Here is a 15,131-nt window from a genome sequence, read left to right as displayed (position 1 = left end):
ACTGCTTCTCCTGCTCCTTCTGCTGCTGCTCCGGCAGCGGCCCGGAGTGACCTGTTCGACCCGACCGGAAGGCCCCGCATGCGGATCCTCGTGTGGCACGTGCACGGCGGCTGGATGGACGCCTTCGTCCGCGGCCAGCACGAGTACCTCATCCCGACCACCCCGGCGCGCGACGCCTGGGGACTCGGCCGCGGCGGGCGCGCCTGGCCGGACTCCGCGATCGAGATCGACCCGGCCGAGGTCGCCGAGGCAGAGGTCGACGTGGTCGTCCTGCAGCGCACCGAGGAGCTCGAGGAAGCCCGCCGCCTGCTCGGTGGCCGCGACGTCCCGATTGTCTTCTTGGAGCACAACGCGCCCCGGGCCGACGTGCCGGACAGCCTGCACCCGATGCGCGACCGCGACGACCTGACGATCGCGCACGTGACGCACTGGAACGCCCTGATGTGGGACTGCGGCACCACCCGGACCACCGTCGTCGAGCACGGCGTCGTCGACCCCGGCCCGCTGTACACCGGATCGCTCGAACGGCTCGGCGTCGTCATCAACGAACCCGTCCGGCGCAACCGTGTCGTCGGCACCGACCTGCTCCCCCGCTTCGCCGAGGTCGCCCCGGTCGACGTCTGGGGCATCGGCACCGAACGGCTGCTGGAGCTCGGCTTCGGTGACCGTGTGGTCGCGCGGGGCGACGTCCAAGCCGACCCCATGCACGCGGCCCTGGCCGAACGGCGGGCCTACGTGCACCCGAACCGCTGGACCTCGCTCGGCCTGTCGCTCATCGAGTCGATGCACATGGCCATGCCGGTCCTGGTGCTGGCGACGACGGACGCGGCCCGCACTGTCCCTGGTGAGGCCGGGGCGATCGCGACCGACGTCGAGGAGCTGGTGCGGGCCTCCAGGCTGCTGCTGGAGGACCCGGACGAAGCGCGTCGACGGGGACTCGTGGCGCGGGAGGCCGTGCTCGCACGGCACGCGCTCGGTCGGTTCCTCGCCGACTGGGACGACCTGCTCGACGACGCCGTCGCGCGCGGTGCGCGACGGGACCGTGCGGCGGCAGCCGCGCTCGAAGGGAGCCTCGGATGAAGATCGCCATGGTGTCCGAGCACGCGAGTCCACTCGCCGTGCTCGGCGGGGTCGACGCCGGTGGACAGAACGTCCACGTCGCCGAACTGTCCGCTGCGTTGGCCGACCGCGGCCAACACGTGACCGTCTACACGCGGCGCGACGACCCGTCGCAGCCGGTCCGCGTGCCCCTGCGTCCCGGCGTGGACGTCGTGCACGTCGACGCCGGGCCCGCCCGAGCCGTCCCGAAGGACGAGCTGTTCCCGTTCATGGGGACGTTCGCGTCGGTGCTCGCCGCCGAGTGGTTCCTCGACCGTCCCGACGTGGTGCACGCGCACTTCTGGATGTCGGGCCACGCCGCGCTCGACGCGGTGACCCAGGTGCAGGCGCGGACCGGCGGGGTGCGGATCCCGGTGGTGCAGACCTTCCACGCCCTGGGCGTCGTGAAGCGCCGGCACCAGGGCGCCGCGGACACCAGCCCGACCGAGCGCGAATGGGTCGAACCCGCCGTCGGGCGCAGCGTCGACCAGGTCGTCGCCACCTGCTCGGACGAGGCGTTCGAACTCAAGACCCTCGGCGTCCCGCTGCACCGCATCTCCGTCGTGCCGTGCGGGGTCGACGTGTCGCTCTTCCGTCCGGACGGCCCCGTCGAGGAGCGCGACCGTCCGCTCCGGGTGCTCACCGCGTCACGACTCGTGCAGCGGAAGGGCGTCGGGACGACGATCGCCGCACTCGCAGCGCTGGTCGAACAGGGCCGTAACGTCGAACTGGTCGTCGTCGGCGGGGCCGGTGTCGCCGGTGCCGACCTGGTGGACGACCCCGAGTACCAGCGCCTCGACGCGCTCGCCCGGTCACTCGGCGTGCGCGACCACGTCACGTTCCGCGGGCAGCTCGGGCAGCAGGACATGCCGCCCGTCTACCGGAGCGCCGACGTCGTCGTCTGCGCCCCCTGGTACGAGCCGTTCGGCATCGTGCCGCTCGAGGCGATGGCCTGCGGCCGCCCCGTGGTCGCGTCGAGTGTCGGTGGGCTCATCGACACCGTCGTCGAGGACGCCACCGGTCTGCACGTGCCGCCGCGCGACGAGCGCGCGGTCGCCGAGGCCGTCGGTGCCCTGCTCGACGACCCCGAGCGCCGCGAGGGGTACGGCCGCGCCGGACGGCAGCGCGCCGAGTCCCGCTACACGTGGCAGAAGGTCGCGGCCGACAGCGAGCGCGTCTACGAGCGGCTGCTCGCGGGTGCGACGTCGTCCGCCAGTACCACCGGGCCCGCCGCCGCCCGCTCGCGCACCACCCACGCCGGCCGGGTCACCCGTGCCGCGCAGCCGACGGAGAGGACCGCACGATGACCATCGACCAGCAGACCGGGGTCGAGGACCGCGCGGTCACCGACAGCGCACGCGTCGTCGTCGACCACGTCGCGGCGTCGGTCCCCGTGATCGCCTCCCTCGTCGACCACAAGGACCACGTCGCCGCCTGGGCGGACGACATCGCCGGGCGGCTCGTCGCCGGTCGACGGTTGCTCGCCGCGGGCAACGGCGGCTCGGCTGCCGAGGCCCAGCACCTGACGTCCGAGCTCACCGGCCGGTTCGAGGGCGACCGGCCCGCGTACTCGGCCATCTCGCTGCACGCCGAGACCTCGGCCGTGACGGCGATCGGGAACGACTACGGCTACGACCAGGTCTTCGCACGCCAGGTGTCAGCGCACGCCCGGGCCGGTGACGTCCTCGTCCTGCTGTCGACGAGCGGCAAGAGCCCGAACCTGCTCCGCGCCGTCGAGGCCGCACGGGCCGTCGGCGCGCGGTCACTCGCACTGACCGGATCCGGGCCGAACCCGCTCGCCGACCTGGTCGACGACGCGATCTGCATCGAGGGGCCGTCCGCCAACGTGCAGGAGGCGCAGCTCGTCCTGGTGCACGCGCTGTGCAAGGCGATGGAGCCGGCGCTGCGTCGCGGGGGTCGTCGATGAGCGGGGCCGCTCCACCCGTCGGCGGTCGGGGTGCCGGCGGTGCCGCTGGCCGTGCCGCCGCCCCGCGGTTCCGCATCGCCGTCGTCGGGGACACCCTGCTCGACGTCGACGTGTCCGGCACGAGCGAGCGGCTGAGCCCGGACGCGCCCGTGCCCGTCGTGGACGTCGCCACCGACGACCGCCGCGCCGGTGGCGCAGGACTCGTCGCGACGATGCTCGCCCGCGACGGCCACGACGTCACCCTGGTCACCGTCCTGAGCGACGACGGTCGTGCCCAGGAGATCCGCGACCTGCTGCCCGACGTCACGATCGTCGCCGGGCCGTCGGGTGTCCCCACCCCCGTGAAGACCCGCGTGCGCGTCGTCGACCATGCCCTCGTGCGCATCGACGAGGGCTGCGCGACCCCGCCCGTCCCCGGGGCCACCGAGACGATGACCGCCGCGCTCGACGGTGTCGACGCGATCGTCGTCGCCGACTACGGCCGCGGGGTCGCCGCCGCGCCGGCCCTCCGCGATGCGCTCACCCGTGCGGCCGAGCACCTACCGGTGGTCTGGGACCCGCACCCCAAGGGCGCAGCCCCCGTCCCCGGCACCACCGTCGCCACCCCCAACGCGGCCGAGGCGCGACGCTTCACCGACGTCGAGGGACACGGTGTGCCCTTCGCGACCGTCGCCGCCGCCCGGCTCGTCGAACAGTGGCAGGCCGGTGCCGTCGCCGTGACGATGGGTGACCGCGGTGCGCTCCTCGCCGACGCCCAGGGCGACAGCCGCTTCGTGCCCGCGCCGTCCGTCAGCGCCGGGGACCCCTGCGGAGCCGGCGACCGGCTCGCCGCGGGCGTCGCCGTCGCACTGGCCTCGGGGGCGGACGTCCCCGACGCGGTCTCCGCCGGTGTGGTCGCCGCGTCCGAGTACCTGGCAGCCGGTGGCGTCACCGCGCTCTTCGCCGATGACGGCCCCGCGCCGCTCGCCGTGCCCGGGGCCGACCGGGACGCGATGCGCCTGGTGCACGACGTCCGGAGTGCCGGTGGCACCGTCGTCGCGACCGGAGGCTGCTTCGACCTGCTGCACGCCGGGCACGCCCGCACCCTGTCGGCCGCCCGTGCACTCGGCGACTGCCTGGTCGTGTGCCTCAACTCGGACTCGTCGGTCCGCGGTCTGAAGGGCCCCGACCGGCCGATCATGACCCAGGACGACCGGGTCGAGCTGCTCCTGGCGCTCGACTGCGTCGACGCCGTCGTCGTGTTCGACGAGTCGACCCCCGACGAGGCACTGCGCCGCTTCCGCCCGGACGTCTGGGCGAAGGGCGGCGACTACACCGCGAGCGAACTGCCCGAGACGGCGACCCTCGCCGAGTGGGGTGGCCGCGTCGTCACCGTGCCGTTCCACCCGGGCCGGTCGACCACCCGACTCGCCGCCGCGATCGAACGCGTCGGCTGAGCGTCCGCTCGCCTTCCCGCACCTGCTCGACCACTTCCCGCTCCACTACGCAAAGGACATCCATGCCCGTCCCCACCACCCCCATCGGCCGCGTCCTCGTCACCGGCGGCGCCTCCGGACTCGGCGCCGCCGTCGTGGCCGCCGTCACCGAGGCCGGCGGCACCCCGATCGTCCTCGACCTGCGGATCGACGCGGTGCCCGAGGGCGTCGACGCCGTCGCCGTGGACGTCTCGGACACCGACGCCGTCGAGCAGGCGGTCCGTGACGCCGCCGAGCGGCACGGCGGCCTCGACGCCGTCGTCACCGCCGCGGGCATCGACACCCCCGCCCCGATCGACGCGATCTCGTCCGGCAAGTGGGAGCAGATCGTCGGCGTCAACCTGATCGGCACCGCCTCGACCGTTCGCGCCGCCCTGCCCGCCCTCGAGGCCACGCACGGCCGCGTCGTCACCATCTCCTCATCGCTCGCCCTGCGCGGCGTCGGCGACGGCACCGCGTACTCGGCGTCGAAGTTCGGCGTCCGCGGGTTCTCGCAGGCGCTGGCCGCCGAGACCGCCGGTCGCATCGGCGTCACCAACATCATCCCCGCCGGGATGCGCACGAACTTCTTCGCCGACCGCACCGAGCAGTACAAGCCCGGTCCGGACGCGCAGCTCATCGAGCCGGAGTACGTCGCGAACTCGATCGTCTTCGCGCTGTCGCAGCCGGCCGGCTGCGAGATCCGCGAGCTGTCGATCATGCCGGCGACGGAGCCGAGCTGGCCGTAGCCGCTTGCCGACGGTCGCGGGTGCCGGGTTCTGTGTTCCGGGTCCTGTGCGCGGTGCGTCGCCTGGTGCAGCGTTGACGGCTGGGTGCGCGCTTGCAGCGCCGCACGCAGCGGGCAACCGCGCACGGGGTGACGGCGCGCGCACGGTGCGGCCGGGAGGCGCGTTGCGGGCTGGCAGCGGGCCTCCCGTCCGGCGTCCGGTCGCGTTCCGTGCACGGTGCACGGTGCGCGGTGCGTCGCGTGGTGCAGCGTTGACGGCTGGGTGCGCGCTTGCAGCGCCGCACGCAGCGGGCAACCGCGCACGGGGTGACGGCGCGCGCACGGTGCGGCCGGGAGGCGCGTTGCGGGCTGGCAGCCGGCCTCCCGTCCGACGTCCGGTCGCGTTCCGTGCACCGTGCGCGGTGCGTCGCCTGGTGCAGCGTTGACGGCGGGGTGCGCGCTTCCAGCGCCGCACGCAGCGGTGAACCGCGCACGGGGCGACGGCGTGCGCACGGTGCGGCCGGGAGGCGCGTTGCGGGCTGGCAGCGGGCCTCCCGTCCGGCGTCCGGTCGCGTTCCGTGCACGGTGCGCGGTGCGTCGCCTGGTGCAGCGTTGACGGCTGGGTGCGCGCTTGCAGCGCCGCACGCAGCGGGCAACCGCGCACGGGGCGACGGCGTGCGCACGGTGCGGCCGGGAGGCGCGTTGCGGGCTGGCAGCGGGCCTCCCGTCCGGCGTCCGGTCGCGTTCCGTGCACGGTGCACGGTGCACGGTGCACGGTGCGCGGTGCGTCGCCTGGTGCAGCGTTGACGGCTGGGTGCGCGCTTCCAGCGCCGCACGCAGCGGGCAACCGCGCACGGGGCGACGGCGTGCGCACGGGACCGAAGCTCGCACGGTGCGAGGCTCGTCAGGTCGTGCGGAGCAGGTCCTCCACGTCGGCGAGGACGGCCTCGGGCTCGACCTGGTCGACGTAGGACGGGTCGTGCTCGCACCGCTCGGCGGTCCAGCCGACCTGCGTGACGTCGATGCCGCACACCGGGCACCGCGTCACGAAGGACAGGTGCACCCGGTGCCGACCGCGGTCGAAGGGTCCGGCGTTGATGACGTTGCCGAACCAGAACACCCCGACGGTCGGCGTGCCGACGGCCACGGCGAGGTGGCGCGGACCGGAGTCGTCGCCGACCATGACGTCGGCGGCGGCCAGGACGTCGGGGAGTTCCCGCAGCGGCAGTGACCCGGTGCGGTCGTGGACGCGCTCCCGAAGCTCCAGCGGCAGCGACGCGACGATGGCGGACGACGCCGGCACGTCCGAGTCGTCACCCATGAGCACCACGTCGTCCCCGGCGGCGAGCCGGGCACGGGCGACCTCGGCGAAGCGCGAGGGGCTCCAGCGGCGACGTGGGTCGGTGGCGCCGGGGTGGATCGCGACGAGTCGTGCCCCGCTCCCGACGCCGAGGCGCTGCCGAACGTCGGCCCGTGCGGCTCCGGAAACGTGCAGTCGCGGGTCGAGGGTGACCGGCTCGGCGCCCGCGAGCGAGGCCACCTCGAGCGCCCGGACGACCTCGTGCTGGTAGTACACGTAGCGGACCCAGCGCTCCAGCACCCGTGCGTCCTCGGTGGCGGTGCCCACGGTGTGACGCGCACCGAGCCGGAGCAGGAACGGGTTCGAGTTCCGACCGCCGCCGTGCAGCTGCACCGCGAGGTCGAAGCGCCCGTGCATTCGGTCGAAGAAGTCCTGCTCGGTCGGCGCTCCCCGGCCCGAGTCCCGGACACCGGGCACGACGGGGAGCTCCTCGAAGGCGTGGACCGCGTCGGTGCGTCCCTCGAGCACCGGGCGCGCCGACGGTGCCCCGAGCAGCGTGATCCGGGCCCCGGGGTAGGCGGCGGCGAGGGCCTCGACCGCCGGCAGGGCGAACATCAGGTCGCCCAGTCCCCCGCCGCGGAGCACCGCGATCTCGCCGACACCGTCGAACCGTTCTCCGCCCACACCGATCTGTTGCACGGCTCCACGTCTACCGGTCGGACCCGGTCGGACGTCCAGCAGCGACCCCGGATGGACGAGAAGCGCGATGCCGTGACCGCACACAGCGGAGCCCGAGCACCGTGTGAGGCCCCGCCCGCTCCGGAAGGACCCCATGACGATCGCACCCCCCGCCGCCGACGACCTCGTGGTGACCGACCCCGTCAACGGGTCGATCGCGTCCACCGTGCGCCGCTCGACCGAGGACGACGTCCGCAACGCCGTCGCTCGCGCCCGAGCCGCTGCCGGCGCGTGGGCCCGGACGGCACCGGCCGAGCGTGGCGCCCTGCTGCACGCTGCGGCCGAGCACCTCCGTGCCCACGCGCAGGAGCTGGCGGACCTGAACACCCGCGAGACCGGCAAGGTGCCCGGCGACGCGATCGGCGGGGTCGAGGCCGGCATCGGGACGCTCGTGCAGTACGCCGAGCTCGGGCCGGTGCACCGCGGCGAAGCGCTGCGCGGGCAGTTCGGTGCTGCCGACTGGTCGGTGCCGCACCCGCGCGGCGTGGTGCTCGCGCTGACGCCGTGGAACGACCCGGTCGCCGTGGCGTGCGGGATGCTCGGTGCGGCGATCGTGACCGGCAACACCGTCGTGCACAAGGGCAGCGAGCGGTGCCCGGCGACCTTCGCCCGCCTGAACGCCCTGTTCGCCGAGGTCCTGCCGGACGGCGTGCTCATCGGTGTCGACGGCGACGCGACCACCGGCGAGCTGCTCCTGGCGCAGGAGGGCATCGACGTCTACGCGCACGTCGGCTCGACCGCGACCGGTGACCGCCTGAGCGAGGTGGCCGCGACCACCCGCGCCCACGTCATCCGTGAGAACGGCGGCAACGACCCGGTGATCGTCGACGCCGACGTCGACCCGGAGTGGGCCGCCGCACAGGTGGCCCTCGGCGCCTTCGCGAACACCGGCCAGATCTGCACCAGCGTCGAGCGGGTGTACGTGCACCAGGACGTCGCCGAGCCCTTCGTCGCAGCGCTCGTCGCCGAGGCGGAGCGCCGCACCGCAGCACCCGCCGCCGAGTTCGGGCCGCTCGTGGACGACCGGCTGCGCGAGCTCGTCCAGACCCACGTGGACGACGCGATCGCCCGCGGTGCCTCCGCACGAACGGGCGGTGTCACGCCCGGCGGGCTCGGCTCGTTCTACCCGGCGACCGTCCTGACCGGCTGCACGGACGACATGCTCGTGCTGACCGAGGAGACCTTCGGCCCGATCGCCCCGGTGCGCATCGTGTCGGACTTCGCGGAGGGGCTCCGGCTCGCCGCGACCGACCGCTACGGGCTCGCCGCCACCGTCCTGACGAACGACACCGCGCACGCGCTCCGTGCCGCGGCCGAGCTGCCCGTCGGCACCGTGAAGGTGAACGCGGTGTTCGGTGGTGCTCCGGGCGGCAGCGCCCAGCCCCGCGGTGCCTCGGGTGCCGGGTTCGGCTACGGCCCGCACCTGCTCGACGAGATGACGACCACGACGGTCGTGCACCTGGAGGCAGCCCCGCCGCGGCGCACCGTCGAGCCGGCGACCGCAGCAGCCGGCAGCACCGCAGCAGCCGGCAACACCGCAGCCACCAGCAGCACCACCGCCGACACCGGCGCCGCCGCAGGTGCCACCGGCCCCGCAGCCGCTGCCGGCGCCACCGCCGGCAGCGCCGACACCGTGGGAGGCACCCGATGACCGCCGACGTCCGCCTGGTGCGCGACCTCGTCGCCACCGTCGACGACCGCGAACCCCTGGTCGTCGTCATCGGCGACTGCATCCTGGACCGCTGGACCGTCGGCGAGGCCGAGCGGGTCTCGCGCGAGGCCCCGGCCCCCGTCGTCCGCGTGACCGAGACCATCGCGGTGCCCGGTGGTGCTGCGAACACCGCCGTGAACGCCCGCGCCCTCGGCGCCCGGGTCCGCATGGTCGGGCTCATCGGCGACGACGAGGCCGGCGACGTCCTGCGCCAGCGGCTCGAGGCAGCAGGCGTCGACACGTCGTTCCTGGTCGAGATCCCCGGCGCCCGCACCACGACGAAGTCGCGCGTCGTCGGCGGTGACCGCGTCGTGGTCCGGGTCGACGAACTGGCTGCGACCCCGACCGCCGAACACGGCGAACGCCTCGCCCGCTCGGTCGCCCGAGCCGTCCGGTGCGCCGACGCCGCCGTGGTGTGCGACTACGGTCTGGGCGTCCGCGCCGAGGACGTCGTGCCGATGCTCGACCGCGACCGCCCCGGTGCCGTCGTGGTGGACGCGCACGACCTGACACGGTGGGCCGCACTGCACCCGGACCTCGTCACACCGAACGCCGGCGAGACGGCCGCGCTGCTCGGCACGGACCTCGGCACCGGTGCCGACCGGGTCGGCACCGTCGTCGCCGCGCGCGCCGACGTGCTCGCCCGCAGCGGTGCGCGCGCCGCCGTGGTGACGCTCGACCGTGACGGTACCGTGCTGCTCGAGCCCGGCTCCGACCAGGGCTTCCGCACGCGTGCGACGCCCGCCTCGGAGCAGCAGGCCTCCGGCGCCGGAGACACCTTCTGCGCCGCCGCGACGGTCGCCCTCGCCGTGCAGGCGCCCCTGCGCGACGCCGTGGCGGTCGCGCAGGCCGCCGCCGACGTCGTCGTCCGCGAGGCCGGCACATCGGTCTGCACCGCCGCCGCCCTGCTGGACTCGGTGACCGCACCGGCGGCGACCGTGGTGGACCACGACGAACTCGCCACCGCGGTCGAGGCTGCACGGCAGGCCGGGCGTCGGGTGGTCTTCACGAACGGTTGCTTCGACGTCGTGCACCGCGGCCACACCACCTACCTGCGGCAGGCCCGGGATCTGGGCGACCTGCTCGTCGTCGCGCTGAACGACGACGACTCGGTGCGCCGCTTGAAGGGCCCGGAGCGGCCGATCATCCCGGCCGAGGACCGCGCCGGCGTGCTCGCCGCACTCGCCTGCGTCGACCTGGTCACGGTGTTCGCGACGGACACCCCGATCCCGCTCATCGAACGGCTGCGCCCCGAGGTCTACGTCAAGGGTGGCGACTACTCCCCCGAGATGCTGTCCGAGACCGAGGTCGTCCGCGGCTACGGCGGCGAGGTCGTCATGGTCGACTACGTTCCCGAGCACTCCACCAGCGCCGTGGTGCGCCGGATCCGCGAAGCCGCCGCGCGGCCCGAACCGGACCCCGCACCGTGACCGCCCGCTGGTCCGGGTCCTGGGCGAAGGCCCCCGATCCAGCGGACACGAGCACGGTCGACGTCGACGTGCTCATCCCGACCGTCGGCCGGCCGGCCGAGCTCGCCACGACGCTCGCCGGCCTCGCCGCCCAGACCGACGTGGACATGCGCGTCGTGCTGAGCGACCAGTCCGCAAACGGGGACGCCGCCAGCGCGCCGGCGGTCGCCGCGATGCTCCGCGTCCTGGAGGCCCAGGGCCGGCCCGTCACGCTCCTCACCCACCCGGAACGGCGTGGCCTGGCCGAGCACCGGCAGTTCCTGCTCGACCACGCCGAGGCAGCCGCGGTGCTGTTCCTCGACGACGACGTCTGGCTCGAACCGGGCTCGGTCGCGCGGATGCTCGACGCGCTGCGGACCCTGGGTTGCGGGTTCGTCGGCAGCGCCGTGCAGGGGCTGTCGTACTGCAGGACCGTCGCCCGCACGAGACCGCCGTGTTCGAGCGGTGGGACGGCCCCGTGGTGCCCGAAGTGGTGCGCCGAGGGACCCCGGGGTTCGACCGGTGGTCGCTCCACAACGCCGCGAACCCGACGCACGTCGCCGCGGAGCTCGACCTGCACCACGGCGAGTGGGTGCCCTACCGGGTCGCCTGGGTCGGCGCGTGCGCCCTGTACGACCGCCGTGCACTCGAGGAGGTCGGCGGCTTCCGGTTCTGGGACGCCCTGCCGCCCGAGCACGCCGGCGAGGACGTCGTCGCCCAGTGGCGGGTGATGGAGCGGTTCGGCGGCGCCGGCATCCTGCCCTCCGGCGCGGTGCACCTGGAGGCACCGACCACCGTCGTCGACCGTCGGGTGGACGCGCCCGACGTGCTGTTCGACCACGGTGGAGTCATACCGCGGTAGGGGGTGGTCGAGACCGCAGCGGGATGGCAGCGGCGCCGCGGCTCCGTAGCGTCGTCCTCGTCGACGAACGCCGTCGGCGGGAGGGAACACCCCGTGTTCGACCAGATCACCCCGCTCGTCGTCGAGTTGGCCGCGAGTCCGCTCGTCTACGTCATCTTGTTCGCCCTGTGCCTGCTCGACGGCTTCTTCCCGCCGGTGCCGAGCGAGTCCGCCCTGGTCGCGGTCGCCGCGATCGCTGCGACGTCGGGGCAGCCCGTGCTCGCGGTGGTGCTCGTCGCCGCCGCCCTCGGTGCGATCGCGGGGGACTCGATCGCGTACTGGATCGGCCGCCGGATCGGGTTCGCCCGGTTGGCCCGGTCGAAGCGACCACGGATCGCGGCGGCGTTCGCCTTCGCGGAACGGCAGATGCAGCGCCGGTCCGCCAGCCTCATCCTGACCGGTCGTTTCATCCCGGTCGGCCGGGTCGCGGTCAACATGACGGCCGGTGCCACCGGCCTGCCCTACCGCCGGTTCCTCGCGATCAGCGCGATCGCGGGGCTCGCGTGGTCGGCGGTGTCGATCGGGATCGCGCTGGCCGCATCGAGCGTGCTGCACGAACCGATCGTCGCGGCCCTGGTGTCGATGGTGGTCGCCGCCGGGCTCGGGGTCGTCGTCGACCGGTTGCTCGGGAGCATCAGCCGCAGGCGCGACGCACGTGCCGAAGCCCGAGCAGCAGCCCCGAGCACCCCGAGCACCCCGACGGCGACGAAGCCTGCCACGATGGCTTCGACGAAGGCCGTCACGAAGGCCGTGCAGTCGTCGTCCCCCTCCCCCGCACCTCGCCTCGCCCGAACCGGAGAGATCGCCCGCCCGTGACCATCGTCCCCGATCCACCCCGGCCCGACGGACCGACCCGGGGCACCCTGGCGCTCCGGATCGGGTTCGTGCTCGTCGCGGTCTCCCTGTTCGCCGTCGCGGCCCCGGTCACCGCCGTGCACGACGGCGTCCCGGTGCCGCTCGCCCTGCTCGTCACCGCCGTGCTGTCGGCGAGCATCGGCCTCGCGCCCCTCTTCCCCCGGACCGCGTCGGTCGTGCACCTCGCCGCCCTCGCCGGCCTCGGGGTCCTGACGGCGGACGGGTCCGTCGGACCCTGGCCGATCTCGGTGACGAGCATCATCGGACTCAGCCTGTTGCTCGTGGTGCTGGGCGTCCGCACCACCTGGCGGCTGACCGCCGTGGTCTGGGTCGCGGCGACGCTGCTCCCCCTGGTGCTCATCGGTGTGACGCCCGGCCGGTGGGGTCAGGTCGACGTCTGGGCGACGAGCTTCGTGGTGAGCGCCGGCGACACCCTCGTCCTGGCCGCCGCGGCGGTCGTCATCGGACAGCGCCGGTCCGTGCGCGAGGAACTCGCAGCGGCCCGCCGTGACACCGAGCTCGAGCAGGCGCGACGCCGGACGGTCGAGGAGCGCTCCCGGATCGCCCGTGAACTGCACGACGTCGTCGCACACAGCATGTCCGTCGTGCACATGCAGGCCGAGTCCGCCCCGTACCGCCTGGCCGACCTGCCGCCGGCGGCCCGGGCGGAGTTCGCGGCGATCGCCGAGACGTCGCGCACGGCCCTGCGGGAGATGCGGCAGCTGCTCGGCACCCTGCGCGGCGACGCGGACGCCGAGCGTGCGCCGCAGCCGCGGCTCGCCGACCTGCCGGCACTGGTGCAGGCCACCCGCGCGGCCGGCATCCCCGTCGAGCTCCTGCTCGGCGACGACCTCAGCCTCGCCGACGACGACGACATCGACCACGTCGGGCGGCTCGCGCAGCTCACCGTGTACCGGGTCGTGCAGGAGGCGCTCGGCAACGTGGCCCGGCACGCGCCCGGTGCGGCAACCGTCGTGACGGTCGACAGGCACGGGTCGGCCCTCACGGTCGAGGTCGCCAACACCGCACCCCCGGCCGGCAGCGTGGCCGGTGCGCCGCCGGACGACGGCGGCTTCGGTCTGGCGGGCATGCGCGAGCGGGTCGCCGCGCTGGGCGGCACCATCGACCACGGACCGGACCCGGACGGCGGCTTCCACGTCGCGGTCAGCCTGCCCGCCCAGCCCACCGCGACCACGTCGCAGCCGACGGCCGAAGGAGGATCGCGATGACGCGGGTGATGGTGGTGGACGACCAGCAGATGTTCCGTGTCGGACTGCGGGCGATCCTCCAGGCCCAGGACGACGTCGACGTCGTCGGCGAGGCAGCGAACGGCGCCGAAGCGGTCGCGATGGTGACCGTGCTGCGGCCCGACGTGATCCTGATGGACGTGCGGATGCCGGAACTCGACGGCATCGAGGCGACCCGCCGGATCACCGCGGCGCCCACGGCGTCGCCGGTCCGCGTGGTGATGCTCACGACGTTCGACATCGACGACTACGTGTTCGACGCGCTCCGTGCCGGGGCGAGCGGGTTCCTGCTCAAGGACGCCAGCGCCGAGGAGCTCGTGCAGGCCGTCCGGACCGTGGCGGCCGGCGACTCCCTGCTCGCTCCGCGGGTGACCCGGCACCTGGTGGAGGCGTTCGTCGCCGGTCCGCAGCCGGCGGCACCCCGGACCGAGGTGCTCGACGTGCTGACCGACCGTGAGCGTGACGTGTTCCTGCTGATGGCGCGGGGGCGGTCGAACGGCGAGATCGCGGCGGAGCTGTTCATCGCCGAGCAGACCGTGAAGACCCACGTCGGTCGGGTCCTGGCGAAGCTGCAGCTGCGGGACCGGGTGCACGCCGTCGTGCTGGCCTACGAGAGCGGGTTGGTCACGCCGTCGGCGTGATGTGCGGGCGCGGGACGCGACCGCAGACGGACGGGAGGCCCGGTGCCAGCTGGCACCGGGCCTCCCGTCAGCGCTGTGGTCGCGACTCAGGCGGCGAGGTGCGCCTGCAGGAACCAGCGGTCCTTGGTCAGTGCGCGCTCGATCTCGATCGCGACGTCCTGGCTGTTGAGGTCGACCTCGTCGAGGCCGTCGACGGCACGGCGGACCTGCAGCAGTGCCGCGTCGATCTGGGCGATCACCTCGGTGACGGTGACGTCGGAGTTCTGGAAGCCCTGCGACAGCGGCGGCAGGGTGGTGTTCGCTGCGACGGTCGCGATGCGCGAGTCGACCGGCAGGCCGAGGGCGACGATGCGCTCCGCAGCCTTGTCCGCGTAGTCCTGCGCGTGCTCGACGATCTCGTCGAGGAGCTCGTGCACGCCGACGAAGTTGCGGCCACGGACGTGCCAGTGCGCCTGCTTGCCGTTGACGACGAGTGCCTCGAGGTCGATGACGACGGGGGCGAGGAACTGGGCGACCCCGGCAGCGAGCTCCGGCGTGGTCGAGAACGGGGACGTGGTGCTCGTGGTGGTCGTGCTCTGCGTGGTCATGGGACAACCATGCCCCCGTCTTTTGCACACCGCAAGGAAGAGCAGGCTGCCCTTACCCGCCGTACTCGACCTGGACCTGCTGGCCGGCGTCGGTGAGTTCGAGCTGCACCATGGACCGTGCGCGCTCGATCCACGGGCTGTCGGCGCACCCGATCCAGACCGAGGTGCGGGGCTCGCAGTCCGTCACGCACCACTCGGCGGCCCACCCGGTCAGGGCGTGTGCCAGCGCTTCACCGTGGTCGGCGAAGACCAGCGGGGCGACGGCCGAGCTGCGGGCGCTCCGGACCAGCCACGTCACGGTGACGCGCGGCGGGGCCGGCAGCAGGCGGATCTGCTCGGCGAGGGCGACCTCGACGAAGACCTGTCCGTACGCGTTCTCGGGGAGTTCCGCGAGCTGGCGGTGGATCTCGACCAGGTCTTCGGCACCGCCCGCGATGAGGATGCGTTCGCTGGGCTGTCGCCGGGTCCGTGCCATGTGCCCACGGTAAGGGAAGCCT

At 74.2% G+C, this 15,131-nt stretch carries 14 protein-coding genes and 1 pseudogene; 12 read left to right on the top strand and 3 right to left on the bottom strand.

The features are described 5' to 3' along the window. The first annotated feature begins 78 nt into the window (after positions 1-78). From ACL00U_RS08705 to ACL00U_RS08685, 5 genes are all read left to right on the top strand, one after another. Entirely contained in the window at positions 79-1,080 is a 1,002-nt protein-coding gene (locus ACL00U_RS08705) for a glycosyltransferase (RefSeq protein ID WP_412873299.1), read from the top strand. Next, positions 1,077-2,405 carry a glycosyltransferase gene (locus ACL00U_RS08700; protein WP_412873298.1) on the top strand — a complete coding sequence of 443 codons (1,329 nt, stop codon included), beginning with the start codon at positions 1,077-1,079 and terminating at the stop codon, positions 2,403-2,405. Before ACL00U_RS08705 ends, ACL00U_RS08700 begins: the two co-directional genes overlap by 4 nt. Then, positions 2,402-3,025 carry an SIS domain-containing protein gene (locus tag ACL00U_RS08695; RefSeq protein WP_412873297.1) on the top strand — a complete coding sequence of 208 codons (624 nt, stop codon included), beginning with the start codon at positions 2,402-2,404 and terminating at the stop codon, positions 3,023-3,025. The genes ACL00U_RS08700 and ACL00U_RS08695 overlap by 4 nt, the downstream gene beginning before the upstream one ends. Continuing rightward, on the top strand, positions 3,022-4,461 hold the full coding sequence (locus ACL00U_RS08690; RefSeq protein WP_412873296.1) for a PfkB family carbohydrate kinase: 1,440 nt from the start codon (positions 3,022-3,024) through the stop codon (positions 4,459-4,461). Before ACL00U_RS08695 ends, ACL00U_RS08690 begins: the two co-directional genes overlap by 4 nt. Positions 4,462-4,523: 62 nt before the next feature. After that, a complete protein-coding gene (locus tag ACL00U_RS08685) occupies positions 4,524-5,228 on the top strand; it encodes an SDR family oxidoreductase (RefSeq protein WP_056068617.1) in 705 nt (234 codons plus the stop codon). 882 nt (positions 5,229-6,110) lie between these two features. Here ACL00U_RS08685 and ACL00U_RS08680 read toward each other — a convergent pair. Further along, positions 6,111-7,205 carry a glycosyltransferase family 9 protein gene (locus ACL00U_RS08680; protein WP_412873295.1) on the bottom strand — a complete coding sequence of 365 codons (1,095 nt, stop codon included), beginning with the start codon at positions 7,203-7,205 and terminating at the stop codon, positions 6,111-6,113. 133 nt (positions 7,206-7,338) lie between these two features. On the opposite strand from ACL00U_RS08680, the gene ACL00U_RS08675 reads away from it, so the two are divergent. The 7 genes and pseudogenes from ACL00U_RS08675 to ACL00U_RS08645 all read left to right on the top strand — a co-directional run bounded on the left by ACL00U_RS08675 (position 7,339) and on the right by ACL00U_RS08645 (position 14,047). Next, positions 7,339-8,895 carry an aldehyde dehydrogenase family protein gene (locus ACL00U_RS08675; RefSeq protein WP_412873294.1) on the top strand — a complete coding sequence of 519 codons (1,557 nt, stop codon included), beginning with the start codon at positions 7,339-7,341 and terminating at the stop codon, positions 8,893-8,895. Beyond that, positions 8,892-10,385: a D-glycero-beta-D-manno-heptose 1-phosphate adenylyltransferase gene (rfaE2, locus tag ACL00U_RS08670; protein WP_412873293.1), complete on the top strand. Its 1,494-nt coding sequence runs from the start codon at positions 8,892-8,894 to the stop codon at positions 10,383-10,385. The genes ACL00U_RS08675 and rfaE2 overlap by 4 nt, the downstream gene beginning before the upstream one ends. Then, positions 10,382-10,753, top strand: a pseudogene (locus ACL00U_RS08665) (glycosyltransferase family 2 protein); the annotation flags it as partial. The gene rfaE2 and the pseudogene ACL00U_RS08665, both read left to right, overlap by 4 nt. Before the next feature lie 104 nt (positions 10,754-10,857). After that, entirely contained in the window at positions 10,858-11,265 is a 408-nt protein-coding gene (locus ACL00U_RS08660; protein WP_412874079.1) for a hypothetical protein, read from the top strand. 93 nt (positions 11,266-11,358) lie between these two features. Beyond that, a complete protein-coding gene (locus ACL00U_RS08655) occupies positions 11,359-12,120 on the top strand; it encodes a DedA family protein (RefSeq protein WP_194590909.1) in 762 nt (253 codons plus the stop codon). Then, positions 12,117-13,388 carry a sensor histidine kinase gene (locus tag ACL00U_RS08650; protein ID WP_412873292.1) on the top strand — a complete coding sequence of 424 codons (1,272 nt, stop codon included), beginning with the start codon at positions 12,117-12,119 and terminating at the stop codon, positions 13,386-13,388. The genes ACL00U_RS08655 and ACL00U_RS08650 overlap by 4 nt, the downstream gene beginning before the upstream one ends. Further along, entirely contained in the window at positions 13,385-14,047 is a 663-nt protein-coding gene (locus tag ACL00U_RS08645) for a response regulator (RefSeq protein WP_042537158.1), read from the top strand. Before ACL00U_RS08650 ends, ACL00U_RS08645 begins: the two co-directional genes overlap by 4 nt. Positions 14,048-14,133: 86 nt before the next feature. Here ACL00U_RS08645 and ACL00U_RS08640 read toward each other — a convergent pair whose 3' ends face one another. Both ACL00U_RS08640 and ACL00U_RS08635 read right to left on the bottom strand, forming a co-directional pair. Beyond that, positions 14,134-14,634: a Dps family protein gene (locus ACL00U_RS08640; protein ID WP_056068605.1), complete on the bottom strand. Its 501-nt coding sequence runs from the start codon at positions 14,632-14,634 to the stop codon at positions 14,134-14,136. Between the two features lie 52 nt (positions 14,635-14,686). After that, complete coding sequence (locus ACL00U_RS08635; protein WP_017887393.1) at positions 14,687-15,109, bottom strand: SIP domain-containing protein; 423 nt, start codon at positions 15,107-15,109, stop codon at positions 14,687-14,689. Between the last annotated feature and the right edge of the window lie 22 nt (positions 15,110-15,131).

It is taken from the genome of Curtobacterium poinsettiae (assembly GCF_047226435.1).
In the GTDB taxonomy this organism is placed as follows: domain Bacteria; phylum Actinomycetota; class Actinomycetes; order Actinomycetales; family Microbacteriaceae; genus Curtobacterium; species Curtobacterium poinsettiae.
The sequence above is the reverse complement of the archived record's forward strand: the minus strand, read 5'-3'. Positions and strand labels throughout refer to the sequence as shown.